Here is a 25,840-nt window from a genome sequence, read left to right on the forward strand (position 1 = left end):
CGCCCCATCAGCCCCGACGTGGACAAAGGAGTTGGCGATGGCGGACAACACGACGCAGGCCGGGCCGGCCGGACGATGGCTCGGCGACCTCGCGGAGGCGATCGCCTCGGGCGAGAGCGGCCGGGTCACCGCGCTGTTCGGCGACGAGTGCTATTGGCGCGACCTCATCAGCATGACGTGGAACCTGCACACCGCCGAGGGCCGTGACGCGATCGGTGCGATGCTCGACGACGTCGGGCCCGACGCGTGGCCGACCGACCTCGTCGTCACCTCCGAGAGCGAGGCCGACGGCGTCGGCGAGGCGTGGTTCACCTACGGCAACGCCACCTTCACCGGCAAGGGCCTCGTCCGCGTCCGGGACGGCAAGGGGTGGACGATCCTCACGAGCGCGCAGGCGCTCAAGGACTTCCCCGAGCCGTCCGGACCGCAGCGGGTCCGGGGCGCCGAGCACGGCGTCAACGTGTCCACCGAGAACTGGCTCGACCGGCGCACCAGCCAGGTCGACGCGTGGGGCAGCGACGCGCAGCCGTACGTCCTCGTCGTCGGCGGCGGCCAGGGCGGGATCGGCCTCGCCGCGCGGCTCAAGCGGCTCGGCGTGCCGACGCTCGTCGTCGACAAGTACCCGCGGCCCGGTGACCAGTGGCGCAGCCGCTACCACTCGCTGTGCCTGCACGACCCGGTCTGGTACGACCACCTGCCCTACCTGCCGTTCCCCGACCACTGGCCCGTCTTCACCCCCAAGGACAAGATGGGCGACTGGCTCGAGAGCTACACGAAGATCATGGAGCTCGACTACTGGTCGAACACCGAGGCGACGTCCGCGAGCTACGACGAGGCGTCGAAGCAGTGGACCGTGCACGTGACCCGAGAGGGTCGCGAGGTGGTGCTCACCCCGACGCACCTCGTGCTCGCCACCGGCATGAGCGGCATCCCCAACGTGCCGGCGTTCCCCGGCCAGGACGTCTTCGCCGGCGACCAGCACCACAGCAGCAAGCACCCGGGTGGCGCTCGCTATGCCGGCAAGCGCGTCGTCGTCGTCGGGTCGAACAACTCGGCCCACGACATCTGTGCCGACCTGTGGCAGAACGGTGCCGAGCCGATCATGCTCCAGCGGTCGAGCACCCACATCGTGCGGTCCGACTCGCTCATGGAGACCGTCCTCGGCCCGCTCTACTCCGAGGAGGCCGTCGCGAACGGCATCGACGCCGACACCGCAGACCTCGTCTTCGCGTCGATCCCGTACAAGGTGCTGCCCGACGTGCAGCGCCCGGCGTTCGACGCGATCCGCGAGCAGGACAAGGAGTTCTACGCCGCGCTCGAGGCGGCCGGGTTCGACCTCGACTTCGGCGACGACGACTCCGGCCTGTTCCTCAAGTACCTGCGGCGCGGCTCCGGCTACTACATCGACATCGGCGCCTCCGAGCTCGTCGCCAAGGGCGCGATCCGGCTCGTGCGCGGCCAGGTCGACCACCTCACCGAGCACGCCGTCGTCCTCACCGACGGCACGCAGATCGAGGCCGATGCCGTCGTGTACGCCACCGGCTACGGCTCGATGAACGGCTGGGCGGCGCGACTCATCAGCCAGGAGGTCGCCGACAAGGTCGGCCGGTGCTGGGGGCTCGGCTCGGACACGACGAAGGACCCCGGCCCGTGGGAGGGCGAGCTGCGCAACATGTGGAAGCCCACCCAGCAGGAGAACCTGTGGTTCCACGGCGGCAACCTGCACCAGTCGCGGCACTACTCGCGCTACCTCGCGATGCAGCTCAAGGCCCGCCTCGAAGGCCTCGACACTCCGGTGCACGCCCTTGCGCCGACGCACCACCTCAGCTGACGCCGCGGTCACGCTGCGGCATCCGGCGCGGCGTCGGGAGGGAGGAACGCACCGGCTGCGACGTCGGTGCGTTCCTCCATGTGCGCTGCGAGTTCTCTGACAGTGCACTGGGATTCACCCGATAGCGTCCGCAACGGCCCATGCGTGCTCCCGTGGGGATACGTTCAAGCGTCCGTGAACTCCCGCCCCCAGAGGTGATCCCGTATGAGGCGTCCCAGCACCATCCCCGGTCGACGCGTCGGGCTCGTCGTCGGAGCCGTCGGCTCCGTCGTCGGAGCACTTGTCGTCGGCTCCGCCGCCCCCTCCGTCGCACACGACGGCAGCCCGGCGCACACCGGTCAGCCCGACCGCACGCTGACCCCCCGCACCCAGTTCGTCATGGCGCCAGACGGCTCGAGCGGCGCGAAGGTCGGCGGCGAGGCGATCCCCAACATCGACTCGGTCAAGAAGACGATCTACTCCTACTACGGCGACCCCGGGACCGGCATCGCGAACAAGACGTCCTCGCCGTACATCAGCGAGCTCGGCCGCATCACCTCGCGCCTCGACGCCGACCTCGCCCACGCCTACGCGAAGTCCGTGCGGGCCGGCCACAAGCCGGCCATCGTCCTCGACGCCGACGACACGACGTTGTGGACCTACGACATGGAGGTCGCGGACATGAAGTTCGTCTTCAACCCGACCCGCCAGGACTACTGGGTGCAGAACCGCCTCTTCCCGGCCACGCCGTCGATGGTCTCGTTCGTCAACAGGGCCGAGGCGATGGGCTTCACGATCTTCGGGCTCACCGGTCGCAACAACGGCCAGAAGGACGCGACGTTGCAGAACCTCGCCGACGTCGGCTACCACGGCTTCACCGCCGACCGGTACTTCACGAAGTGGCGCTCGAGCGACCCGATCCCGGCCTACATGGCCGGCAAGTGCGTCAACATGGCCGCCTGCACGACCGTCGAGTACAAGGCCAACACGCGTCGCCACATCGAGAAGGACCTCGGCTACGACATCGTCCTCAACCTCGGTGACCAGTGGAGCGACCTGCAGGGCGGTTCCGCCGACCGCTGGGTCAAGCTGCCGAACCCGACGTACTACCTGCCCTCGCCCGACCTCGCCGGGATGAACGAGCCGAAGCTCGCGCCGCGCACGCACTTCACGATGAAGCCGGACGGTTCGAGCGGCCTCACCGAGAGCGGCGAGGGGATCCCCAACATCGACTCGGTCAAGAAGACGATCTACACCTACTACGGCGACCCCGGCACCGGCATCGCGAACAAGACGTCCTCCCCGTACATCAGCGAGCTCAAGGCCCTCGAGGCGCGCCAGCAGCAGCGGCTCGTCGCCGCGTGCAAGCAGGGCGCGGCCCGCGGCACCAGGCCGGCCGTCGTGCTCGACGCCGACGACACGACGCTGTGGACCTACGACATGGAGGTCGCGGACATGAAGTTCGTCTTCAACCCGACCCGGCAGGACTACTGGGTGCAGAACAAGCTCTTCCCGGCGACGCCCGGGATGCCCGCGCTCGTCGCGGCGGCCTCCGACGCCGGCTGCGCGATCGTCGGTCTGACCGGACGCAACACCGGCCAGAAGGCGGCGACGCTCGCCAACCTGCACGAGCAGGGCTACCCGCAGTTCACCGACGCGCTCTACTTCACGAAGTGGAAGTCGGGCGAGCAGCCGCCGTCGTACATGCAGGGCAAGTGCGTCGCCTACCCGACGTGCACGACCATCGAGTACAAGTCGGCGACCCGGGCCCACGTCGAGGACGACCTCGGCTACGACGTCGTCGCCAACCTCGGCGACCAGTTCAGTGACCTCAAGGGCGGCCACGCCGACCACGTCGTCAAGGTGCCGAACCCGACGTACTACCTGCCCTGAGGGCCGGTGACGGTCAGAGCTGCCGGCTGCTGAGCACGGAGGTGCGGTCGATCTTGAGTCGACCGCCCTCCTGCACCAGCGTGAAGGCGGTGCGCTCGACGTACGTGCGCCCGTCCTTGTAGTCGTAGCGCAGCGTGGCGACGGCTGACGACGGGGCCGACGCGTCGACGGCGCTGACGCGGACCCGGTCGATCGCGCCCCAGAAGCGGTCGTAGGTCGCGCGGTTGCCGGAGGTCGTCGTGCGGTAGCGCGGCGTCAGCAGAGCCCAGCCTGCGTCGGTGTCGGTGGGCAGCACGGAGTAGTAGTCCCGGATCGCCGCCGCCAGCCGGGAGGCGGTGGGCGGTCCGGGCGACGTCGTGCTCGCGGGCGGACGCGTCGGCGTCGGGCGGGACGTGCTCGCGGACGTGCTCGGGGACGCGGTCGGGCTCGGCGCGGTGGACGTCGACGGTGACGAGGTCCGGGTCTGCGTCGGGGACGACGCCGAGGGTGAGGGCGCGGACGACGACGCGCGTGCGTCGGGCGCGACGTCACCCGAGGGCGTCTCGCGGGTGAGCGCCACGACGGCCACGACGAGGGCTGCCACGACCCCGGCGGCCACGAGCAGCAGCAGGGCCGGTCGGCGGCGACCCTCCTCGCGCGCGAGCCCGGGCGCCACCTCGGGCGACGAACCCGGCGTCGCGTCGGGCGACGTGCTGGGCGACGCGTCGGGGCGGGGGCGGTCTCTCCCGGGCCGAGGGGCGACGGGCAGGACGGCCGTGTGGCCCGACCGGCCGTCCTCGCGCGGGGGGACGTCGGACGACGCGGACGCCACGGACGCCTCGGACGCATCGGACGCGTCGGCGCGGTTCGTCGCGTCGGCACCCCTGGCATCGACGCCGGCAGCAGCGGGCAGGACCGCGGTCGCTCTCGTGCCGTGCGTGCCGGGCGTGGTGTTCGCGACCGCGGCCAGCGCGCCGGCGGCCTCCGCCGTGGACGGCCTCGTGTCGGGATCGGCGGCCAGCAGCCGCACGAGCAGGCCCTCGAGGGGGCCGGCGCGGCGCGGCGCGTCGATGCGGCCCGAGGCCACTCGGTGCAGCAGGGCCATCGGGTTGTCGCTCACGCCGAAGGGCGGCGCGCCCTCGACGGCGGCGTAGAGCGTCGCGCCCAGGGCGAAGACGTCGGCGGCCGGCGTCGAGTCGCCGCCGCGGGCCACCTCGGGCGCGAGGTAGGCGGGGGTGCCGGTGAGCAGCCCGGTCGCGGTGAGCGAGGCGTCGCCGCGCGCGCGGGAGATCCCGAAGTCGGTGAGCAGCGGTGTGCCCGTCGTGGTGATGAGGATGTTGCCGGGCTTGACGTCGCGGTGCACGATTCCGGCGGCGTGCGCCGCCGCCAGGGCGCCGGCGATCCCGGCCCCGATCCGGGCCGCCTCACGGGGGTCGAGCGGCCCGTCGGCGGCGAGGATCTCGTGCAGGCTGCGGGAGGGCAGGTACTGCATGACGAGGCAGGGCGAGCCCTCGTGGTCGACGACGTCGTAGACGGGGACCGCGTTGGGGTGGTGCAGGCTGGCCGTGATCCGCGCCTCGCGCATCGCCCGCTCGTGCGCCACCTGCACGTCGGCGTCGGGGAGCCCGACGGGGGCGTGCAGCCGCTTGAGGGCGACCGCTCGGTTGAGGCGCTCGTCCCAGGCGAGCCACACCTGGCCCATGCCGCCGGACCCGATGCGGTCGAGCAGGCGGTAGCGCCCCGTCACGACCTCTTGCGCATGGCTCACTGCTGACAGTCCTCCCGTCGACCAGAGGAACCTACCCGGAGCGGCCGGGCCGCACACAGGCGGGCCGATCGGCGGCTCTGGGTCAGCCCTCCTCGTGCCCGACGAGCGGGACGAGGTCGGCGACAGAGTCGACGACGCGGCTCGGGCGGTAGGGGAAGCGCTCGATCTGGTGCCGCTGCGTCGAGCCGGTGAGCACGAGCACGGTGCGCAGGCCCGCCTCGAGGCCGCTGATGATGTCGGTGTCCATGCGGTCGCCGACCATGACCGTGGTCTCGCTGTGCGCCTCGATGCGGTTGAGCGCGCTGCGCATCATGAGCGGGTTCGGCTTGCCGACGTAGTACGGCTGGCGGCCGGTGGCGGTCGAGATGAGCGCGGCGACCGAACCGGTGGCGGGCAGCTTGCCCTGCGCGCTCGGGCCGCTCGGGTCGGGGTTGGTGGCGATGAAGCGGGCCCCGTTGTCGATGAGGCGGATCGCGCGCGTGATCGCCTCGAAGGAGTAGGTGCGGGTCTCGCCGAGCACGACGTAGTCGGGGTCGCGGTCGGTCATGACGAAGCCGACGTCGTGCATCGCGGTGAGCAGCCCGGCCTCGCCGACGACGTACGCGCTGCCGCCCCCGCGCTGGTCGGCCAGGAACTGCGCCGTGGCCAGGGCGGAGGTCCAGATCGCGCGCTCGGGCACGGCGATCCCGCTGAGCCGCAGGCGAGCCGCGAGGTCACGAGGGGTGAAGATCGAGTTGTTCGTCAGGACGAGGAACTGCTTGCCCGACGCCTCGAGCGCGGCGATGAACTCGGCGGCGCCGGGGATCGCGTCCTCCTCGTGCACGAGGACGCCGTCCATGTCGGTGAGCCAGGTGTCGACGGGCCGGTGATCGGTCATGGCCCCCATTGTGGGGGTCAGCTGGCCGACGCGGCGGCCGCGGCCGCGGACCGGCGCGCGATGGCGAGGTCGACGCGGTCGGCGGTGAGGACGTGCTGGATGACCATCGTGGCGGCGCCGATGACGGCGGCCTGGACGCCCGTGGAGGCGACGACGATCTGCAGCCCGCCGGTGGCGAGCGGCAGCGACCGCCCGTAGACGACCTCGCGGACGCCGGCGATGAGGCTCTCACCCGCCTGCACGAGCGAGCCGCCGATGACGATGACCTCGGGGTTGAGGAGGCTGACGCACGTGGCGAGCACTTCGCCGATGGTGCGCCCGGCCTGGCGGACGGCGTGCGCGGTGGGCACGTTGCCGCCGCGGACCAGTGCGACGATGTCGGCGTTGTTCTCGGCCGCGATGCCGATCTCCTTGAGCGACTTGGAGATCGCCGGTCCGCTGGCCACGGCCTCGAGGCACCCGAGGTTGCCGCACGAGCACAGCACCTCGGGTGCGTGGGGCGCCGCGACGTGCCCGAGGTCGCCGGCCGCGCCGACGGCCCCGCGGTGCAGCCGGCCGCCGCTGATGATGCCGGCACCGATGCCGGTGGCGACCTTGACGAAGAGGAGGTGCTCGACGTCGGGGTGGGCCGTGGCGTGCTCGCCGAGGGCCATGATGTTGACGTCGTTGTCGACGAGGACCGGCACGTCGAAGGACCGGCGCACGCGCGACGGCACGTCGTAGCCGTCCCAGCCGGGCATGATCGGCGGGCGCATGGGCCGGCCGGTCGAGTGCTCGACGGGACCGGGCAGGCCGATGCCGATGCCGACGAGGTCGGACGCGTCGCGCCCGGTGTCGTCGAGGAGGCGCCGGGTCGTGGCGACGAGCCAGTCGAGGACGACCTCGGGCCCGTCGGTGATGTCGAGCTCCTCGCCGATCTCGCGGATCGGCCTGCCGCTCAAGTCGGTCAGGGCCACGCGTCCGTGCGTCGCGCCGATGTCGGCGCCGATGACGACGCGGGCCTCGGGGTTGAAGGCGAAGCGCGCCGGGGGTCGCCCGCCGGTGCTCGCGGCCTCGCCGCTCGGGGCGAGCAGGCCGGTGGCGAGCAGGGCGTCGACGCGGGCGCCGACGGTGGACCGGGCGAGGCCGGTCAGCTTGGCCAGCTCGGCACGCGTGCGGGGGGTCTCGTCGCGCAGCAGCTGCAGCAGCTCGCCCGCGCCGCTGGCGGCGAGGACGGGGGGCGACGACGACTCCGGATGACGCACCGTTGAAGTCAAGCACACGCAGCTTCCACATGCCATCCATGCGGCTTTCGTGTCTCACTCGCAAAACTTTTGCTTGACGGTCCGACAAAAGTGGTCCACGGTGTGACCCATGGAATCTCGACGGCGAGATGGAGCCGACGCCCCGCTGCTGCGGATGACCGGCGTGGTCAAGCGCTTCCCCGGGGTCGTGGCCCTCGGTGGCGTCGACCTCGACGTGCGGCCCGGTGAGGTGCACTGCCTGCTCGGCCAGAACGGCGCCGGCAAGAGCACGCTCATCAAGGTGCTCGCCGGCGTCCACGAGCCCGACGAGGGCACCATCGAGTGGGACGGCGAGACCGTGACGCTCCACCACCCGCAGGCCGCCATGGACCTCGGCGTCGCGACGATGTACCAGGAGCTCGACCTCGTCGAGGGCCTCACCGTCGCCGAGAACATCTACCTCGGGCACGAGCCGACGCGCTTCGGGTTCTCGCAGCGCACCGCCGCGCGCCGCGGCGCCACCGAGCTGCTCGCCCGCCTCGGCCACCGCGAGATCTCGCCCTCGACCGAGGTCGGCACCCTCTCGGCCGCGTCGTGCCAGATCGTCAGCATGGCCCGCGCCCTGTCGCGCGACGCGCGGCTCATCATCATGGACGAGCCGTCCGCCGTGCTCGACGCGGGCGAGGTCGAGCAGCTCTTCGCCGTCATCCGCGAGGTCACCGCCCAGGGCGTCGCCGTCGTCTACATCTCCCACCGTCTCGAGGAGATCCGTGAGATCGGCGACCGCGTCACGGTCCTCAAGGACGGTCGGACCGTGGCCACCGGCCTCGACGCGGAGGACACCGGCACCCAGGAGCTGATCCGGCTCATGACCGGCCGCTCCATCGAGTACGTCTTCCCCGACAAGCCGCCGGTCGGCGACGCCGAGCCGGTGCTCCGCGTCGAGGGGCTCTCCCGCGCGGGCGAGTTCGCCGACGTGACCTTCGACGTCCGCCCGGGCGAGGTCGTGGGCCTTGCAGGGCTCGTCGGCTCGGGCCGGTCCGAGATCGTCGAGACGATCTTCGGCGCGCGCCGCGCCACGAGCGGCCGGGTCCTCGTCGACGGCAAGCCGGTCCGGGGCGGCTCGGTGCCGGCCGCCGTCTCCGCCGGCATCGGGCTGTGCCCCGAGGAGCGCAAGAGCCAGGCGCTCGTCCTCGGCGCGAGCCTCGCCTCGAACATCAGCCTCGCCACGCTCGCGCGGTTCTCCCGCGGCGGCCTGCTCGACGGCGACGCCGAGGTGGCCGCGGCCGAGGAGCTCATGGAGTCCCTCGACGTCCGGCCGCGCGGCGTCCACCGCGAGTCGCGGACGCTGTCCGGTGGCAACCAGCAGAAGGTCGTGCTCGCCCGGTGGCTGCTCCGCGGCTGCCGCGTCCTGCTCCTCGACGAGCCGACCCGCGGCGTCGACGTCGGCGCCCGCTCCGAGATCTACGCGCTCGTGCGCCGGCTCACCGAACAGGGCGTGGCCGTCGTCGTCGTCAGCAGCGAGATCCCCGAGGTGCTCGGGCTGTCCAACCGGGTGCTGGTCCTCGCCGACCGCACCGTCCGCCACGAGGGGCCGGCCGCCGAGCTCGACGAGCACGCCGTCCTCGACATCATCCTGAAGGGAGACGCGGCATGAGCGCCGACGTCACGAAGGCCGACCAGACGCCGGGAGCGCCCGGTTCCGAGGCGGGCCCGGACGAGCCGAAGGGTGGCCCCGCCGTCGGCGGCGCGCCGTCGCGGTCGGGTGGGGGCCTGGCCGGCATCCTCTCCGGGCCCGCCGGTCGCAACGCGGGGCTCGTCCTCGCCCTCCTGCTGCTCGTCGTCGTCGGGATCGTCACCGCCGGCGACCGGTTCGCCAGCCCCGAGAACGCGCTGACCATCCTGCGCCTCGGCTCGGTCATCGGCGTCGTCAGCGTCGGCATGACCTTCGTCATCTCCGGCGGCGGCATCGACCTGTCAGTGGGCGCGATCGTGGCCCTGTCGTCGGTGTGGGCCACGACGGTCGCCACCCAGACCATGGCGGCGAACACCCACTGGATCGTCATGGTCTTCGCGGCCCTCGCCGTCGGAGCCGGGTGCGGGCTCGTCAACGGCGTGCTCGTGGCCTACGGGCGGATAGCGCCCTTCATCGTCACCCTCGCCATGCTGGCCGCCGCGCGCGGCCTCGCCGAGATCATCGCCAAGCGGCGGACCCAGATCGTCCGCGAGCGCGGGTTCGTCGAGTTCTTCGGCGGCAGCGTCCTCGGCGTGCCGGTCCTCGTCATCATGTTCGCCGTCGTCGCCGTCATCGGCTGGATCCTGCTCAACCGCACGACCTTCGGACGCCGCACCCTGGCCATCGGTGGCAACGCCGAGGCCGCCCGGCTCGCCGGCATCCGCGTGCAGCGCCACACGATGTACCTCTACATCCTGCTCGGGGTCGCCTGCGGCATCGCGGCGGTCATGCTCATGGCCCGCACGACCACCGGCACCTCGACCCACGGCCAGCTCTACGAGCTGGACGCCATCGCGGCGGTCGTCATCGGCGGCACGCTCCTGTCCGGCGGCCGCGGCACCATCGTCGGCACCATCCTCGGCGTCCTCATCTTCACGACGCTGGGCAACGTGTTCACCCTGAACAACGTCGACACCTCCACGCAGGCGGTGGCCAAGGGGGCCATCATCATCGCCGCCGTCCTGCTCCAGCAGCGGGTCTCCCGCACCAGGTCGACCTAGCGCCGGCCACATCGACGGCCCCGTCGACCAACCACGTCGACCAACCACGCCCGGTCTCGCCGGCCGGGTGGATCGCACCGAACCGCAAGGGAACCCAGCACCACGACCCCGGGGCCACCGGGTCGCACGGCAACTCACACCCTCAACACTGCTCACATAGGAGTCAGCGTGTCTGCATCACCTCGTACCACCAAGCGCGTCGCCGCCGCGGCGATCGCCATGAGCGCCGCCCTCGTCGCCGCCGGCTGCACGAGCAACGACCCGGCCACGACGCCGGCGGCCTCGACCCAGCAGGCCGGTGGCAACGCCGCGAGCGACAACGACGCCCCGGGCAAGAAGGTCGTCATCGGCTTCTCCGGCCCCGCGGCCGACCACGGCTGGCTCGCGGCCGTCAACAGCTCGGCGCTCGCCGAGGCGAAGAAGCACAGCGACGTCGAGCTCAAGGCCGCCGAGGGCACCAACGACCCCTCGCAGCAGATCAGCCAGATCGAGACGTTCATCAACGACAAGGTCGACGCCATCGTCCTGCTGCCGACCGACGGCGCCGCGCTCACCGAGGTCGCCACCAAGGCGATGGACGCCGGCATCCCGGTCATCAACGTCGACCGTGAGTTCTCCAGCCCGTTCGCCGCCCGCGCGACGATCCTCGGCGACAACTACGGCATGGGCGTCTCGGCCGGCACGTACGCCTGCAAGCTCGTCAAGGACAAGAACCTGTCCAACCCGGTCATCGCCGAGATCGCCGGCATCGACTCGCTGCCGCTGACCCAGGACCGCAGCAAGGGCTTCGCCGACGCCCTCAAGGCGTGCAACCAGACCGTCGACAACCGCGTCGCGGCCGAGTTCACCGTCGAGTCGGGCGAGAAGCAGATGTCCAACCTGCTCCAGGCCGCGCCGAAGATCGACATCCTCTGGAACCACGACGACGACCAGGGTGTCGGCGTCATGGCCGCCCTCGACCAGGCCAACCGCCACGAGATGGCCTTCATCGGCGGCGCCGGCTCGGCCAACGCGATGCGGTGGATCCAGGAGGGCAAGATGGAGGCGACCGTCCTCTACCCGCCCACGCAGGCGGCCGACGGCATCAAGCTCGCGCGACTCATCGCGCAGGACAAGGGCATCAGCGACCTCGTCCAGGTCGAGGTCCCGCGGCGAATCGTCCTCAACGCCCCCGTGGTGACCAAGGAGAACGTCGCCCAGTACCTGCCGCTCGGCTTCGAGTCCTGACCGGCCGGGGCCCGCGCCGTACGCACCGAGTGCGGCGCGGGCACCCGTCCCCGCCGGTCTCCACGACCGCACCGGCAGCACCACCACCGACACATCCTTCGTCGGAGATTGAGGACGTCATGACGACCGCACCAAAGCCCGCCCTCGGGGTGGGGATGATCGGCTACGCCTTCATGGGCCGCGCCCACTCGCAGGCCTGGCGCAACGCCCGCAGCTACTTCGACGTGCCGGTCGAGCCGCGCCTCGTCGCGGTGGCCGGGCGCAACGCGTCGGCCGCGCGCGACACGGCCGACCGGTTCGGCTGGGCCGACGTCGAGACCGACTGGCGGCGGCTGCTCGAGCGGGACGACATCGACGTCATCGACATCTGCACGCCCGGCGACACGCACGCCGAGATCGCGCTCGCCGCGCTCGAGGCGGGCAAGCACGTCCTCTGCGAGAAGCCGCTCGCCAACAGCGTCGAGGAGGCCGAGGCCATGGCCGCGGCCGCCGAGGCGGCCCGGGCCCGGGGCGTGCGCTCCATGGTCGGGTTCACCTACCGACGCGTCCCGGCCGTCGCGTACGCGCGCCAGCTCGTCGCCGAGGGACGCATCGGGCGGGTGCTGCACGTGCGCGGCGCCTACCTGCAGGACTGGCTCACCGACCCCGAGTCGCCGCTGACGTGGCGCCTCCAGAAGGACCGCGCCGGGTCCGGGGCGCTCGGTGACATCGGTGCGCACATCGTCGACCTCGCCCAGCACGTCACCGGCGAGACGCTGACGGGCGTGTCGGCGCTGACCGAGACCTTCGTGCGCGAGCGGCCCGTGGGCGACGCGTCGCTCGCCGGCATCAGCGGCTCGGCCGGCTCGAACGGGACCACCGCCAGGGGGCCGGTCACGGTCGACGACGCCGCGGTCTTCGTGTCGCGGATGTCGGGGGGAGCGCTGGCCACCTTCGAGGCGACGCGGTTCGCGACGGGTCGCAAGAACGCGATCCGCTTGGAGATCAACGGAACCCGCGGGTCGATCGCGTTCGACTTCGAGGACATGAACGTGCTGCACGTCTTCGACAACGACGCCCCGACGCGTGACGCGGGCTTCACCCGGGTGCTCGTCACCGAGGCCGACCACCCGTGGGTGGCCGCCTGGTGGCCGCCCGGCCACGTGCTCGGCTACGAGCACGGCTTCACCCACCAGGCGGTGGACTTCCTCACCGCCGTCGCCGCGGGCGCCGACCCGCGGCCCTCGTTCACCGACGGGCTCCAGGTGCAGCGGATCCTGTCGGCCGTCGAGACGAGTGCGGAGCGGGAGGGGTCCTGGACCCCGATCGTCGGGGCCCGCACGGCGTCTCCCGTCCTCACCTGACCCGCGGGGGTCATCGCGCTTCACCGTCCTGAAAGGAGTCCCGGTCAGAGCCCCCGCACCACCGTCTCTGTCACACCCCGAAGGAGCACCCTCACATGCACGACAACGACGTCAAGCCGCTGAAGCTCGCCAAGGGCCTCGGCCTCAACCGCCGCCAGTTCATGGCGGCCTCCACGGGAATGGCCGCCGCGGCGGCCCTGACGGCGGCCTCGGTCGGCACCGCCCACGCGGCGCCCACCGGCAACGCCAACGGAGTCCTCATCCCGCAGTCCAAGCGCGGCATCATCCTCTACACCGTCCGCGACGCCATCTCGCGCGACCCCGCCACCTCGCCGTACGCGTCCGGCTTCAAGGCCGTCATCGAGGAGCTGGGTCGCATCGGCTACACCCAGATCGAGTTCGCCGGCTACAGCCAGCACGTGAACGCCCCCGGTGGCAACGTCAACAACCCCGACGGTGCCAAGCTGCTGCGAACGTGGCTGGACGACAACGGGATCGAGGCCGAGGGCAACCACGGCACCGTCCCCGCGACGATCACCGACGCCACGCTCGCGAGCTTCGACGCGATGTGCGAGACGGCCAACATCCTCGGCATGACGCACATCGGCACCGGCAACGACCCGACGAGCAGCGGCTACGTCGCCGACTGGGACGCCGCGGCCGCGCGCTGGAACACCTTCGGCGAGCGGGCCCTGAAGAAGCACGGGCTCAAGCTCTACACGCACAACCACGACATCGCGTACAGCTTCCTGCTCGACAGCGGGCCGCTCGACTCCCTCGGCCGCCCGACGCGCTCGTCCGGCGTCCGGCGCCTCGAGTACTTCCTGGCCAACACCGACCCGAAGTACGTCTTCCTCGAGATGGACATCTACTGGGCGCACGTCGCGCAGTACAAGCACAAGTCGTACACGGCGCCCGACGGCTCGACGGTGACGTCGGTGTTCGACCCGGCCGCCGTCGTCGAGGCCCAGACGAAGCGCTTCCCGCTCTTCCACGCCAAGGACGGCAAGTCCGACCCGACCCAGGCCAACGGCTACGTCATGGCGCCGTTCGGTGAGGGCGACATCGACTACCCGACGTTCCTGCGCCGGGTGGGCTCCAAGGGCTGGCACAACCCGATGTGGGAGCAGGACACCGCTCCCGGCGGCACGGCCAACCCGGGCCAGTCGCTCGCGTTCGCCAAGGTCAGCTACGACAACATGGCCGCCCTCCGCGGCTGAGGCACGACGCACCGAGAGCAGTCGGAAAAGCACCAACGCCGACCCCCGGGGAGCGCATGGCCGTTGCAGCGGCGCGCTCCCCGGGGACCGGCTTCGCCCGTCTCTGTCAAGAAGGACGTACCGATGAATGCTACAAGTCGTTCCCGGGCCGGGAGGGCGGTTGCGGCAACTGCCGCCGCCGTCCTGGCCCTCTCCACCCTCGGCGGGATCCTCGCCTCGCCGGCCGTCGCCCACGACGGCGTCGACCACGGCGACGACCCCGCCCTCGACTGGTCCAACTACGAGAAGATCACGCTCACCAAGGACACCGGCGAGCCGATCGACCTGGCGGTCCTGCCGGACCGCCGCGTGCTGACGACGGCCCGCAACGGCGACGTCCGCCTCGTCGACCCCGACACCGGCGTCACCAAGGTCATCAACACCCTGCCGGTCTACAACAACTCCGAGGACGGCCTCCAGACCGTCACGCTCGACCCCGACTTCGCGACGAACCAGTGGGTCTACCTCTACTACGCGCCCCGCACCATGACGGCGCCCTACGTCACGACGACCCCGACCGGCTCGGCGCCGAACAGCCTGCCCGCCGGGGCCGACGCGTCGTACTGGGACCAGTGGAAGGGCTACAACCAGCTCAGCCGGTTCAAGTGGGACGCCGCCGCCGACAAACTCGACCTCACGACCGAGCAGGTCATCCTCAAGGTCGAGACCCAGCGCGGCCAGTGCTGCCACGTGGCCGGTGACGTCGACTTCGACGGCGACGGCAACCTCTACCTCTCGACCGGCGACAACACGCCGGCCAGCGCCCCCGGTGCCAACGGCTACGCCCCGAACAACGACGCCCCGGGCAACAACCCGGGCCTCGACTCGCGTCGTGGGGCGGGCAACACCAACGACCTGCGCGGCAAGATCCTGCGCATCAAGGTCGGCGCCGACGGCAGCTACACGATCCCGGCCGGCAACCTCTTCGCGCCCGGTACGGCGAAGACGCGTCCGGAGATCTTCGTCATGGGCGTGCGCAACCCGTTCCGCATGGACGTCGACCCGCAGACCAACTCGGTGACGTGGGGCGACTACGGTCCCGACGCCGGTGCGGCCGACCCGCAGCGTGGCCCGATGGGCTACGTCGAGTGGATGACGACGGCGATCGACCGCCCGGTCAACGGCGGCTGGCCGTACTGCCACGGCCCGAACGCCAACTACAACGAGTGGAACTTCGCGACGGCGACGCCCGGCCCGTGGTTCGACTGCAACGCCGGCGCGCAGAACAACTCGCGCTGGAACACCGGCCTGGCACAGGTGCCGCCGGCCACGACGGCGACGCTGTACTACGGCGACCGGTCCACCGACCAGCCGTGGCCCGAGCTGACCGACTTCGACCCGCAGGGCGGTCAGGGCCCGATGGGCGGCCCGGTCTACCACTACGACGCGGCCAACCCGTCGGCGACGAAGTTCCCGGCGTACTGGGACAAGAAGGCGTTCTTCGCCGAGTTCTCGCAGGACTACCTCGCCGCGTTCACGGTCCAGTGGCCGAACGGCCCGGTCGACCACATCGAGCACTTCCTGCCCAACAAGGCGCTCGAGACCAACGGGATGCCGATCACCGACAGCCCCATCGACATCGAGTTCGGGCCGGACGGCTCGCTCTACGTGCTCGACTACGGCGACGGCTTCTTCCGCGCCAACCCCGACGCGGGTCTCTACCGGATCGACTACAGCCCGGGCAACAAGGCGCCGCAGGCGAAGTTCTCGGCCAACCCGATCAGCAGCAGCAACGCCCCGCTCACGGTGCAGTTCGACGCCTCGGCCTCGAAGGACCCGGAGGGTGGCGCGCTGACCTACCAGTGGGACTTCGACGGCAACGGCACGTTCGACGCCACCGGCGCCACGGCGTCCTTCACCTACACCGAGCTCGGCAAGTACACGGCCCGGCTCAAGGTCACCGACCCGCAGGGCCGGAGCAACCTGACGAGCACGTCGATCTCGGTCGGCAACGTCGCGCCGACGATCAACATCCAGACGCCGCCCCACGGCGCGTTCTTCGACTGGGGCCAGGCCGTGCCGTTCACCGTCACGACCTCCGACCCCGAGGACGGCAACGCCACCGTGTGCTCGCGCGTCACGTGGACCTTCGGTCTCGGCCACGACGCGCACGCCCACCCGCTGAGCCAGGGCACGGGCTGCCAGTTCGCGATCCCGACCCCGGCCGACGCCACCGAGCACGGCGAGACGGAGAACATCTTCGGCGTCGTCGTCATCACCTACACCGACAACGGCCACGCCGGGGTCCCCGCGGCGACCACGACGGAGCAGCTCGTCCTCAACCCGAAGAAGCAGGAGGCCGAGTGGGCCGACCTGACCCAGGGTGTCGAGATCGTCAGCGACACGACGGCGAGCGGCCTGCGCAAGGTCACCTCGCTCGACACCGGTGACCACCTCGGCTGGGACCCGGCCAACCTCGTCGGCATCACCGGCATCACGGCCCGGGCGTCGGGCCAGGGCACGCTCTCGTTGCGCTGGAACTCGCCGACGGCGACGCCGTTCGGGACGGTCGCGGTGAACAGCACCGGCTGGTCAGACACGGCGGCGACCCTGTCGTCGAAGCCGACCGGCACGGGACGCCTGTTCGTCACCTCGACGGGTGGCGTCGTCCTCGACGCGCTGAGCTTCGTCGGCGACGGCGTCGCGGACAAGACGCCGCCGACGGTGTCGGCGACGCTGAGCCCGGCGACGCCCAACGGGGCGAACGGCTGGTACACGAGCAACGTCACCGTGACGGTCAACGCGACCGACAACGGCACCGTCGCCTCGCGCCAGCGCTCGACCGACGGCGGCGCGACGTGGGTCAACGCCAACACCGCGCTGACCGTGTCGACCGAGGGCACCACGACGGTGCTCTACCGGGCCACCGACAACGGCGGCAACGTGTCCGAGACCGGGTCCGTCACGGTGAAGCTCGACAAGACGCAGCCGACGGTGGCGGTCTCGGGTGTCACCGACGGTGGGTCCGTGGGCAACTCGAACGACGTGACGTGGACGGCGGCCGACGCGGCGAGCGGGGTCGACACCGTCACGGCGACCGTCGACGGAGCCACCGTCGCGGCCGACCAGCCGCTGGCCCTGTGGCGCCTGCCGCTCGGCAGCCACACCCTCGTCGTCACGGCGAAGGACAAGGCAGGCCTCGTCCGCACGACCACGACGACGTTCACGACGACGACGTCGCTGGCCGAGCTGACGGCCCTGACCGAGCGCCTGGCCCGCGAGGGACTCGTGACGAAGGCGGGTGAGCCGCAGCTCGAGAAGCGTCTCGAGCAGGCCGCCAAGCACGTCGCGGGCGGGCGTACGGCCGCCGCGGTGTCGCAGCTGCAGTCGTTCGTCGACCTCGCCGGGCAGCCGGCGACCGTCGGTGACGCCGCGGCCCGCGCCGCGCTGCAGCGTGACGCGAGGGCGGTGATCGCCTCGCTGCGCTGACCCGCAGCGGGCCGGGAGGGATCACCGGTGACCCGGCGGCGGGAGACCGCCGCCGGGTCACCACCGGGGGAGGGAACGGGACGGCATCACGTGGGGGGCCACGGCAGATCGAAGGAGATCGACATGAGCAACGACAGGACCGGCCTCTGGCTCGTCGGGGCCCGCGGCAGCGTCGCGACGACGGTGGCCACCGGGCTCGCGATGATCGCGGCGGGCGGCAGCGGGCCGGACGGGCTCGTCACCGAGCAGGCGGGCCTGCGCGAGCACGTGACCGGGCTCGACCGGATCGTGCTCGGCGGCCACGACGTCGCGGAGGTGCCCCTCGTCAAGCGGGCGGCGATGCTCGCGGACGCCGGCGTCGTGCCCGGCGCCGCCCTGCCGCTCGTGCACGACGAGCTCGAGCGCGTCGACGCCCGGCTGCGACCCGGCTACGTGCCCGGTGCCGAGCCGCAGGGCGACGCAGTGCGCCGGCTCGCCGCCGACATCTCCGACTTCCGACGCGTGGAGGGGCTGGCGCGGGTCGTCGTCGTCAACGTGTCCTCGACCGAGCCGCCGGCCGACGCCGACGCCACGCACGCGTCGTTGTCCGCGCTCGAGTCCTCCTGGGACGCAGGCGGTTCCCCTCTGCCGTCGAGCGCCGTGTACGCGGCTGCTGCCTTCCTGGCCGGAGCCGCCTTCGTCGACTTCACGCCGTCGACCGGCGCGCGGCTGCCGGCGCTGGCCGAGCTGGCCGAGCGCCACGCCGTGCCGTGGGGCGGCAGCGACGGCAAGACCGGCGAGACGCTGGTCAAGACGGTCCTCGCCCCGATGTTCGCGGCCCGTTCGCTGCGGGTGCGCTCGTGGGCCGGGGCGAACCTGCTCGGTGGCGGCGACGGCGCCACCCTCGCCGACCCCGACGCGCGCGAGAGCAAATCGCGCAGCAAGGCCAAGGGCCTCGAGGCGATGCTCGGCTACCCGGTCGAGGGGCCGGTGCACATCGACAACATCACCGACCTCGGCGACTGGAAGACCGCCTGGGACCACGTGACCTTCTCCGGGTTCCTCGGCACCCGGATGTCTCTCCAGTTCACCTGGCAGGGCTGCGACTCCGCGCTCGCCGCGCCCCTCGTCATCGACCTGGCCCGGCTCGCCGGCCTCGCCCTCCAGCGTGGCCACGTCGGCCCCGTGCCGGAGTGGGGCTTCTTCTTCAAGGACCCGGTCGGCTCCGACGAGCACCGGCTCTTCGAGCAGCTCGTGACGCTGCGCGACTGGGTGGTCGGCGGCGAGGGAGCGGCGTCGTCGTGACCACGCTGCGCGACCTCGCCGAGCTGGTGCGGGCGCCGGCGGCCCTCACGGTGCCCGGCGACACCCTCTCCGGGGCCGCGGCGGCGGGCTGGCCGGGCGGGCGCCGCACCCTGCTGCTGCCGGTCGCGTCGACGTGCCTCTACTGGGCGGGCATGGCCCTCAACGACTGGGCCGACCGCGACCTCGACGCCACCGAGCGGCCGGAGCGGCCGATCCCGTCGGGACGCGTGCCGGCCCGCACCGCCCTCGGCGTGGCCGCCGGCCTGACCGTCGGCGGGGTTGCCGTGGCCGGCGTCGCGGCGGGACGCGCCGGCGCGGCCGTGGCCACGCTGCTCGCCGCCGCCGTGTGGGCCTACGACCTCGGCCCCAAGGACGGCCCGCTCGGGGCGGCGACGATGGCCTCGACGCGTGCCCTCGACGTCGCGCTCGGGGCGAGTGCGGGCGGACTCGCGGGGATCCGCACGGCGGCCGTGCCGGCCGCCCTCGTCGGCGCGCACACGGCCGGCGTCACGGCGCTGAGCCGCGGCGAGGTGCACGGCGGCTCGGTGTCGACGGCGCGAGCCGTGGCGATCGGCACCGCCGCCGTCGCCGCGGCGAGCGCGCTCGTCGGCGGCCGGGCCGGGCTGGCCGGGCTCGTCGGTCCGGTCGGGCCGGGTAACGCCCGACGCGGCTCGCGGGTGCGCCGGGCCGGCTCGCTCGCCCTGTCGACGGGGATGGCCGCCTGGTACGCCCGCGGCGTCCTGCGCGCGCAGCTCGACGCCGTCCGGTCTCCCGATGCGGCGACGGTCCGGCGCGCCACGGGCCACGGCATCCGCGGGTTCGTGCCCCTCCAGGGCTCGCTCGTCGCCGGCCGCGGACGCCCCGAGGTCGCGCTGGCGCTCGCGGCGTCGGTCCCTGTGGGACGCCTTGCGATGCGGGTGGTGTCGCCGACATGAGCCTGCGCTTCGGCTACGGCCTCAACGGGTTCACCGACCACCGGCTCGAGGACGCGCTCTCGCTGCTCGCCGACCTCGGTTACGACGGCGTCGCGCTCACCCTCGACCACGCGCACCTCGACCCGTACGCGCGCGACGTCGCAGCACGCGTCCGCCGGGTGCGGGCGCTGCTCGACCGGCACGCCCTGGACGTCGTCGTCGAGACCGGTGCCCGGTTCCTCCTCGACCCGCGCGCCAAGCACGAGCCGACGCTCGTGTCCGACGCGGGCCGCGAGCGTCGGGTCGACCTGCTGCACCGCGCCGTACGCATCGCCGCCGAGCTCGGTGCCCCGGTGGTGTCGTGCTGGAGCGGGGTGGCGCCCGTCGGGGTGCCGACCGCCGAGCTCGTCCGACGCGTCGACGACGGCATCGCGCAGGTCCTGCCCGTGGCGCGGGAGCACGGCGTCGACCTCGCGGTCGAGCCCGAGCCCGGCATGGTGCTCGAGCGCGTCGCCGACGTGCTCGACCTGCGCCGGCGCCTCGGCGAGCCGGACCGCCTGCGACTCACCATCGACGTCGGCCACCTGCGGTGCGTCGAGGACGACGACCCGGCCGCCGTCGTCCTGGCCGCCGGCTCGCACCTGGCCAACGTGCAGATCGACGACATGCGCCGTGGTGTGCACGAGCACCTGCCCTTCGGCGAGGGCGAGGTCGACGTGCCGCCCGTGCTCGCCGCCTTCCGGGCCGTCGGCTACCGCGGCCTCGTGTCCGTCGAGCTGCCCCGCCACCCCTGGGCCGCACCGACGCTCGCCGCGCAGAGCCTGCGCTTCCTCCGCGCCGCCGAGCGCGCGGCCGGTGCCCTCCCCGCCCGCCGGCCCACCACCCATCCCGCCCTCCAGGAGGTGCCCTCGTGACCACCGACCTCGACCCCGACACGGCCCTGCACGACGCGCTCGCCGAGGTGACGCGCGACCCCGACAGCCTCGAGCGCCACTTCACCCCGGCCGCCAGGCTCGCGGCCCGCGCCGGGCGCGACGGCGACGCCGACCGCCGCCTGCTGCTGCTCGCGCTGCCCGGTCCCGCCGACGACACGGCCCGCCGGGTCGTCCGCGCGTACGAGCGCGGTGACACCGCCGAGCGGCTCGCGATGCTGCGCGCCCTCGACGCCCTCGACGCACCTGACCGGGCCCACCCGGTCGGCGACAGGGCGCTCCCGGTCGTGCGGGACGCCCTGCGCACCAACGACACCCGGCTCGTCGAGGCAGCGCTCGGCCCCTACGCGGCCCGTCACCTCGACCAGCACGGGTGGCGGCAGGCCGTCCTCAAAGTGCTCTTCACCGGCGTGCCCGTGGCGGCCGTCGCCGGGCTCGCCGAGCGCGCCGACGCCGAGCTGGCCCGCATGGTCACCGACTACGCCGCCGAGCGTCTCGCGGCCGGGCGCACCGTGCCGAGCGACGCGTCGACCGTGCTCGAGGCAGCCCGCACCGCCAGCGCCGACATCACCGTCGCGACCGACCCGACCGACCCGACCGACCGCTGAGGAGCAGCCGTGCGCATCTTCGACCCCCACATCCACATGACCTCGCGGACCACCGACGACTACAAGCGCATGCACGAGGCCGGCGTCCGGGCCGTCGTCGAGCCGTCGTTCTGGCTCGGCCAGCCGCGCACCACCGTCGGTACCTTCTGCGACTACTTCGACGCACTCCTGGGGTGGGAGCCGTTCCGGGCCTCGCAGTACGGCATCACCCACCACGCGACGATCGGCCTCAACCCCAAGGAGGCCAACGACGCCCGCTGTCGCGAGGTGCTCGCCGAGCTGCCGCGCTACCTCGCCAAGGACCGCGTCGTCGCCGTCGGCGAGCTCGGCTACGACAGCATGACGCCCGAGGAGGACGACGTCTTCGCCGCGCAGCTCGCGTTCGCCGTCGAGCACGGGCTGCCGGCCCTCGTGCACACGCCGCACCGCGACAAGCTCTCCGGCACGCGTCGCACCCTCGACGTCGTGCGGGAGTCGGGCCTCGAGCCGGGCCGCGTCCTCGTCGACCACCTCAACGAGGTGACCGTCGGCGCGGTCGCCGAGTCGGGGTGCTGGATGGGCTTCTCCGTCTACCCCGACACGAAGATGGACGAGGAGCGCATGGTCGCGATCCTGCGCGAGCACGGCCTCGAGCGGATGCTCGTCAACTCGGCCGCCGACTGGGGCAACAGCGACCCGCTCAAGACGTGGCGCACCGGCCAGGCGATGCTCCGGGCCGGGTTCAACGACGACGACGTCGACCGCGTGCTGTGGCGCAACCCCGTCGAGTTCTTCGCCCAGAGCGGCCGGCTCGAGCTGCCCGAGGACATCGACGCGTCAGCCGCCGGCGAGCTCGTGGGCGCGGGCGCCTCGACGTATGAAGGCAACTCGGTGCTGCGCGGGGCAAGGGAGTAGCCGTGCGACTCCAGCACGCCGACGGCACGACGGTCCACGTCGCCTACTGCACCAACGTGCACGGCGGCGAGGACCTCGACACCATCGTCGGCCAGCTCGACCGGTTCGCGCTGCCGGTGCGGCAGCACCTCGGGGCCGACGTCCTCGGCGTCGGGCTGTGGCTCAGCGCCCCGGTGGCGCACGCCCTCGCCGGCGATGCCTCGCTGACCGACCGCCTCCGTGCCGAGCTCGACCGCCGCGGCCTCGAGGTCGTGACGCTCAACGGGTTCCCGTACCGCGGGTTCCAGGAGCCGGTCGTCAAGCACCGCGTCTACCACCCGGACTGGAGCGAGCCCGCCCGCCTGCGCTACACGACCGACCTCGCCGACATCCTGTCGCGCCTGCTGCCCGACGACGCCGCTCGCGGCAGCATCTCGACGCTGCCGCTCGGCTGGCGACACCCGTGGTTCGGCGACCGGCAGGCCCTCGCCGCAGAGCAGTTCGAGCGCCTCGCCGAGCACCTGCACGCCCTGCGCGACCGCACCGGCCGCACCGTCCGCGTCGCCCTCGAGCCCGAGCCGGGCTGCGTCGTCGAGACCGTCGCCGACCTCGTCGAGCGCACCTGCGGCTGGGACCGAGACGTCATCGGCACCTGCCTCGACCTCTGCCACCTCGCCGTCGGCTTCGAGGACGCCACCGACGCCCTCGCCGCGCTCGACGCGTCGGAGATCGGCGTGGCCAAGGCGCAGGTGTCGGCCGGGCTGCACGCCGCCGACCCGACCGACCCGGCCACGCGCACCGCCCTCGCCGCCTTCGACGAGGAGCGCTTCCTGCACCAGGTGCGCTCGCGCGACCACGCCGGGCTGGTCCGGGCCCGCGACGACCTGGGCGAGGCACTCGGTGGACGCCGCCCCCTGGGCGCCCACGCCGACGAGCCGTGGCGCGTCCACTTCCACGTGCCGCTCGGCACCGCGCCGGAACCGCCGCTGGCGGCAACGACCGACGACCTGCGCCGCTCGCTCGACGCGCTCGTCGGCGGCGCCACCGCCCGCACCGACCACCTAGAGGTCGAGACGTACACGTGGACCGTCGTGCCCGAACGGCACCGGCCCCGTGACGACGCCGGCCTCGCCCGCAGCATCGCCGGCGAGCTCGCCTGGCTGCGCGACACCCTCATCGACCTCGGCCTCAAGGAGCCCGCATGAAACCCGTCCTCCTGCTCGACGTCGTCGGCCTGACGCCGCGCGCGCTGCGCGACATGCCGCGTCTGCGCCGGCTCGCCGAGGCCGGCGCCCAGTCGACCCTGGGCACCGTGCTGCCCGCCGTGACCTGCTCGGTGCAGTCGACCTTCCTCACCGGGCGCCTGCCCGTCGACCACGGCTCCGTCGGCAACGGCTGGTACTTCCGCGACCTCGGCGAGGTCTTCCTCTGGCGCCAGCACAACGCGCTCGTCGAGGGCGAGAAGGTGTGGGACGCGCTGCGCCGCGCCCACCCCGGCGCCCGCGTCGCGAACGTCTGCTGGTGGTACGCGATGGGGATGGACGTCGACTCGATCGTCACCCCGCGGCCGGTCTACCACGCCGACGGCCGCAAGTCGCCGGACTGCTACACCCGCCCGGCGTCCTTGCACGACAGGCTGACCGCCCGTCTGGGGCCGTTCCCGTTGTTCCAGTACTGGGGGCCGACGGCCTCGATCGCGTCGTCGCGCTGGATCGTCGAGGCGACGCGGGTGCTGCTGCCCGAGCACGACCTCACCCTCGCCTACGTGCCGCACCTCGACTACGACCTCCAGCGGTTCGGCCCGACCTCGCCCGAGGCACGAGCGGCCGCCCGCGAGCTCGACGACGTGCTCGCCCCGCTCCTCGACGACGCCGAGCGCCTCGGCGTCACGGTGCTCGTCGTCAGCGAGTACGGCATCACCGAGGTCGACCAGCCCGTCGACGTCAACCGGGTGCTACGCCGCGAGGGGCTGCTCGAGGTGCACACCCAGGCCGGCATGGAGTACCTCGACCCGTGGGCCTCGCAGGCCTTCGCCGTCGCCGACCACCAGGTGGCACACGTGTACGTCCGCGACCCCGAGCGTCTCGAGCAGGTGCGGACGCTGCTCGCGGCCGTCCCCGGGGTCGACCTCGTCCTCGACCGGGCCGGGCAGGCCGAGCACGGCCTGGACCACGAACGCAGCGGCGACCTCGTGCTCGTCGCCGAGCCGAAGGCCTGGTTCACCTACTACTACTGGCTCGACGACCGGCGCGCGCCCGACTTCGCCCGCGGCGTCGAGATCCACCGCAAGCCCGGCTACGACCCGGCCGAGCTCTTCTTCGACCCCGCCGACCGCTCGGCCAAGGCGCGCGCCGCCCTGTCGCTCGTCCGCAAGAAGGCCGGCCTGCGGTACGCGATGAGCGTCGTGCCGCTCGACCCGCGGTGGGTCAGGGGCAGCCACGGACGCCTGCCCGAGGACCCCGAGGACGGGCCGGTGCTCATCGCGTCCGACCCCGCCCTGAGCGGCCTGCAGCGTGAGACGGTGGCCGCGACGGACGTCCACGACCTCGTGCTCGAGGCCGCCGGCGTCGCCGTCGCACCTGTCGCCGAGACCGTCGCCGCGTCCTGACCACCCCTCACCAGCTCGACCCGCTCGACCCGAACAGCGCCAAGGAGACTCACATGGCTCGACCGATCACCCTCTTCACCGGCCAGTGGGCCGACCTGCCCTTCGAGGAGGTGTGCCGCCTCGCGGGGGAGTGGGGCTACGACGGCCTCGAGATCGCCTGCTGGGGCGACCACTTCGAGGTCGACCGCGCCCTGACCGAGGACGGCTACGTCGAGTCGCGCCTCGAGATCCTCGCGAAGCACGACCTCAACGTGTGGGCGATCTCCAACCACCTCGTGGGCCAGGCCGTGTGCGACGACCCCATCGACCAGCGTCACCAGGACATCCTGCCCGCTGCCGTGTGGGGCGACGGCGACCCCGAGGGCGTCCGGCAGCGGGCCGCCGAGCGGATGGCCGACACGGCGCGCGCCGCGGCGAAGCTCGGCGTCGACACCGTCATCGGCTTCACCGGCTCGGCCGTGTGGAAGTACGTCGCCATGTTCCCGCCGGTGTCCGACGCCGTCATCCAGGAGGGGTACTCCGACTTCGCCCGACGCTGGAACCCGATCCTCGACGTCTTCGACGAGGTCGGCGTGCGGTTCGCCCACGAGGTGCACCCGAGCGAGATCGCGTACGACTACTGGAGCACCGTCGCCACGCTCGAGGCCATCGGGCACCGCGAGGCGTTCGGCCTCAACTGGGACCCGAGCCACATGGTCTGGCAGGACCTCGACCCGGCGGCGTTCATCTGGGACTTCAAGGACCGGATCTACCACGTCGACTGCAAGGACACCCGCAAGCGGATCGGCAACGGCCGCAACGGTCGTCTCGGCTCGCACCTGCCGTGGGGCGACCCGCGTCGGGGTTGGGACTTCGTCTCCACCGGGCACGGCGACGTGCCGTGGGAGGACTGCTTCCGCACCCTCAACGCCATCGGCTACGACGGCCCCATCTCCATCGAGTGGGAGGACGCCGGCATGGACCGTCTCGTCGGAGCGCCCGGTGCGCTCGAGTACGTCCGGGCGCTGAACTTCGAGCGCCCCGAGGCGGCCTTCGACGCCGCCTTCAGCAGCAGCAAGGACTGACGCCTCCGCGCGC

19 protein-coding genes are annotated in these 25,840 nt (G+C 72.5%); 16 read left to right on the forward strand and 3 right to left on the reverse strand.

Annotated elements, in window-relative coordinates; genetic code table 11:
- Positions 1-37: 37 nt before the first annotated feature.
- Together RY076_RS02435 and RY076_RS02440 are read left to right on the forward strand one after the other, a co-directional pair.
- Positions 38-1,831, forward strand: a complete 1,794-nt coding sequence (locus tag RY076_RS02435; protein WP_323095845.1) for a flavin-containing monooxygenase — start codon at positions 38-40, stop codon at positions 1,829-1,831.
- A 204-nt stretch (positions 1,832-2,035) separates the two neighbouring features.
- Positions 2,036-3,703, forward strand: coding sequence for an HAD family acid phosphatase (locus tag RY076_RS02440; RefSeq protein ID WP_323095846.1), 1,668 nt, complete (start codon positions 2,036-2,038; stop codon positions 3,701-3,703).
- Positions 3,704-3,716: 13 nt separating this feature from the next.
- On the opposite strand, the gene RY076_RS02445 is transcribed toward RY076_RS02440, so the two are convergent.
- The 3 genes from RY076_RS02445 to RY076_RS02455 form a co-directional block, all read right to left on the reverse strand.
- Positions 3,717-5,450, reverse strand: coding sequence for a serine/threonine-protein kinase (locus RY076_RS02445; protein WP_323095847.1), 1,734 nt, complete (start codon positions 5,448-5,450; stop codon positions 3,717-3,719).
- A gap of 82 nt (positions 5,451-5,532) precedes the next feature.
- Entirely contained in the window at positions 5,533-6,336 is an 804-nt protein-coding gene (locus RY076_RS02450) for an HAD-IIA family hydrolase (protein WP_413785722.1), read from the reverse strand.
- 8 nt (positions 6,337-6,344) lie between these two features.
- The gene (locus RY076_RS02455) at positions 6,345-7,607 is read right to left on the reverse strand and encodes an ROK family transcriptional regulator (protein ID WP_413785723.1); all 1,263 of its coding nucleotides are present in this window, start codon (positions 7,605-7,607) and stop codon (positions 6,345-6,347) included.
- Between the two features lie 73 nt (positions 7,608-7,680).
- Between RY076_RS02455 and RY076_RS02460 the strand changes: the two genes are divergently transcribed.
- The 14 genes from RY076_RS02460 to RY076_RS02525 all read left to right on the forward strand — a co-directional run bounded on the left by RY076_RS02460 (position 7,681) and on the right by RY076_RS02525 (position 25,827).
- On the forward strand, positions 7,681-9,207 hold the full coding sequence (locus RY076_RS02460) for a sugar ABC transporter ATP-binding protein (RefSeq protein ID WP_323095851.1): 1,527 nt from the start codon (positions 7,681-7,683) through the stop codon (positions 9,205-9,207).
- The gene (locus tag RY076_RS02465; RefSeq protein WP_323095853.1) at positions 9,204-10,286 is read left to right on the forward strand and encodes an ABC transporter permease; all 1,083 of its coding nucleotides are present in this window, start codon (positions 9,204-9,206) and stop codon (positions 10,284-10,286) included. Before RY076_RS02460 ends, RY076_RS02465 begins: the two co-directional genes overlap by 4 nt.
- Before the next feature lie 168 nt (positions 10,287-10,454).
- Complete coding sequence (locus RY076_RS02470) at positions 10,455-11,513, forward strand: substrate-binding domain-containing protein (protein WP_323095854.1); 1,059 nt, start codon at positions 10,455-10,457, stop codon at positions 11,511-11,513.
- 119 nt (positions 11,514-11,632) lie between these two features.
- Complete coding sequence (locus tag RY076_RS02475; RefSeq protein WP_323095856.1) at positions 11,633-12,856, forward strand: Gfo/Idh/MocA family protein; 1,224 nt, start codon at positions 11,633-11,635, stop codon at positions 12,854-12,856.
- A 95-nt stretch (positions 12,857-12,951) separates the two neighbouring features.
- Positions 12,952-14,076: a sugar phosphate isomerase/epimerase family protein gene (locus RY076_RS02480; protein ID WP_323095858.1), complete on the forward strand. Its 1,125-nt coding sequence runs from the start codon at positions 12,952-12,954 to the stop codon at positions 14,074-14,076.
- 123 nt (positions 14,077-14,199) lie between these two features.
- Positions 14,200-17,544: a PQQ-dependent sugar dehydrogenase gene (locus RY076_RS02485; RefSeq protein WP_323095860.1), complete on the forward strand. Its 3,345-nt coding sequence runs from the start codon at positions 14,200-14,202 to the stop codon at positions 17,542-17,544.
- A 123-nt stretch (positions 17,545-17,667) separates the two neighbouring features.
- The gene (locus RY076_RS02490) at positions 17,668-18,828 is read left to right on the forward strand and encodes an inositol-3-phosphate synthase (RefSeq protein ID WP_323095862.1); all 1,161 of its coding nucleotides are present in this window, start codon (positions 17,668-17,670) and stop codon (positions 18,826-18,828) included.
- Complete coding sequence (locus RY076_RS02495) at positions 18,825-19,763, forward strand: SCO3242 family prenyltransferase (RefSeq protein ID WP_323095863.1); 939 nt, start codon at positions 18,825-18,827, stop codon at positions 19,761-19,763. Before RY076_RS02490 ends, RY076_RS02495 begins: the two co-directional genes overlap by 4 nt.
- Positions 19,760-20,656, forward strand: a complete 897-nt coding sequence (locus tag RY076_RS02500; protein WP_323095864.1) for a sugar phosphate isomerase/epimerase family protein — start codon at positions 19,760-19,762, stop codon at positions 20,654-20,656. The genes RY076_RS02495 and RY076_RS02500 overlap by 4 nt, the downstream gene beginning before the upstream one ends.
- The gene (locus tag RY076_RS02505) at positions 20,653-21,282 is read left to right on the forward strand and encodes an EboA domain-containing protein (protein ID WP_323095865.1); all 630 of its coding nucleotides are present in this window, start codon (positions 20,653-20,655) and stop codon (positions 21,280-21,282) included. The genes RY076_RS02500 and RY076_RS02505 overlap by 4 nt, the downstream gene beginning before the upstream one ends.
- Before the next feature lie 9 nt (positions 21,283-21,291).
- Positions 21,292-22,176 carry a TatD family hydrolase gene (locus tag RY076_RS02510; protein ID WP_323095866.1) on the forward strand — a complete coding sequence of 295 codons (885 nt, stop codon included), beginning with the start codon at positions 21,292-21,294 and terminating at the stop codon, positions 22,174-22,176.
- A 2-nt stretch (positions 22,177-22,178) separates the two neighbouring features.
- The gene (eboE, locus tag RY076_RS02515; protein ID WP_323095867.1) at positions 22,179-23,360 is read left to right on the forward strand and encodes a metabolite traffic protein EboE; all 1,182 of its coding nucleotides are present in this window, start codon (positions 22,179-22,181) and stop codon (positions 23,358-23,360) included.
- Positions 23,357-24,763, forward strand: a complete 1,407-nt coding sequence (locus RY076_RS02520; RefSeq protein ID WP_323095868.1) for an alkaline phosphatase family protein — start codon at positions 23,357-23,359, stop codon at positions 24,761-24,763. Before eboE ends, RY076_RS02520 begins: the two co-directional genes overlap by 4 nt.
- Positions 24,764-24,816: 53 nt before the next feature.
- Positions 24,817-25,827, forward strand: a complete 1,011-nt coding sequence (locus RY076_RS02525; RefSeq protein ID WP_323095870.1) for a sugar phosphate isomerase/epimerase family protein — start codon at positions 24,817-24,819, stop codon at positions 25,825-25,827.
- Positions 25,828-25,840 lie beyond the last annotated feature (13 nt).

Source organism: Intrasporangium zincisolvens (genome assembly GCF_034724055.1).
GTDB lineage: Bacteria > Actinomycetota > Actinomycetes > Actinomycetales > Dermatophilaceae > Monashia > Monashia zincisolvens.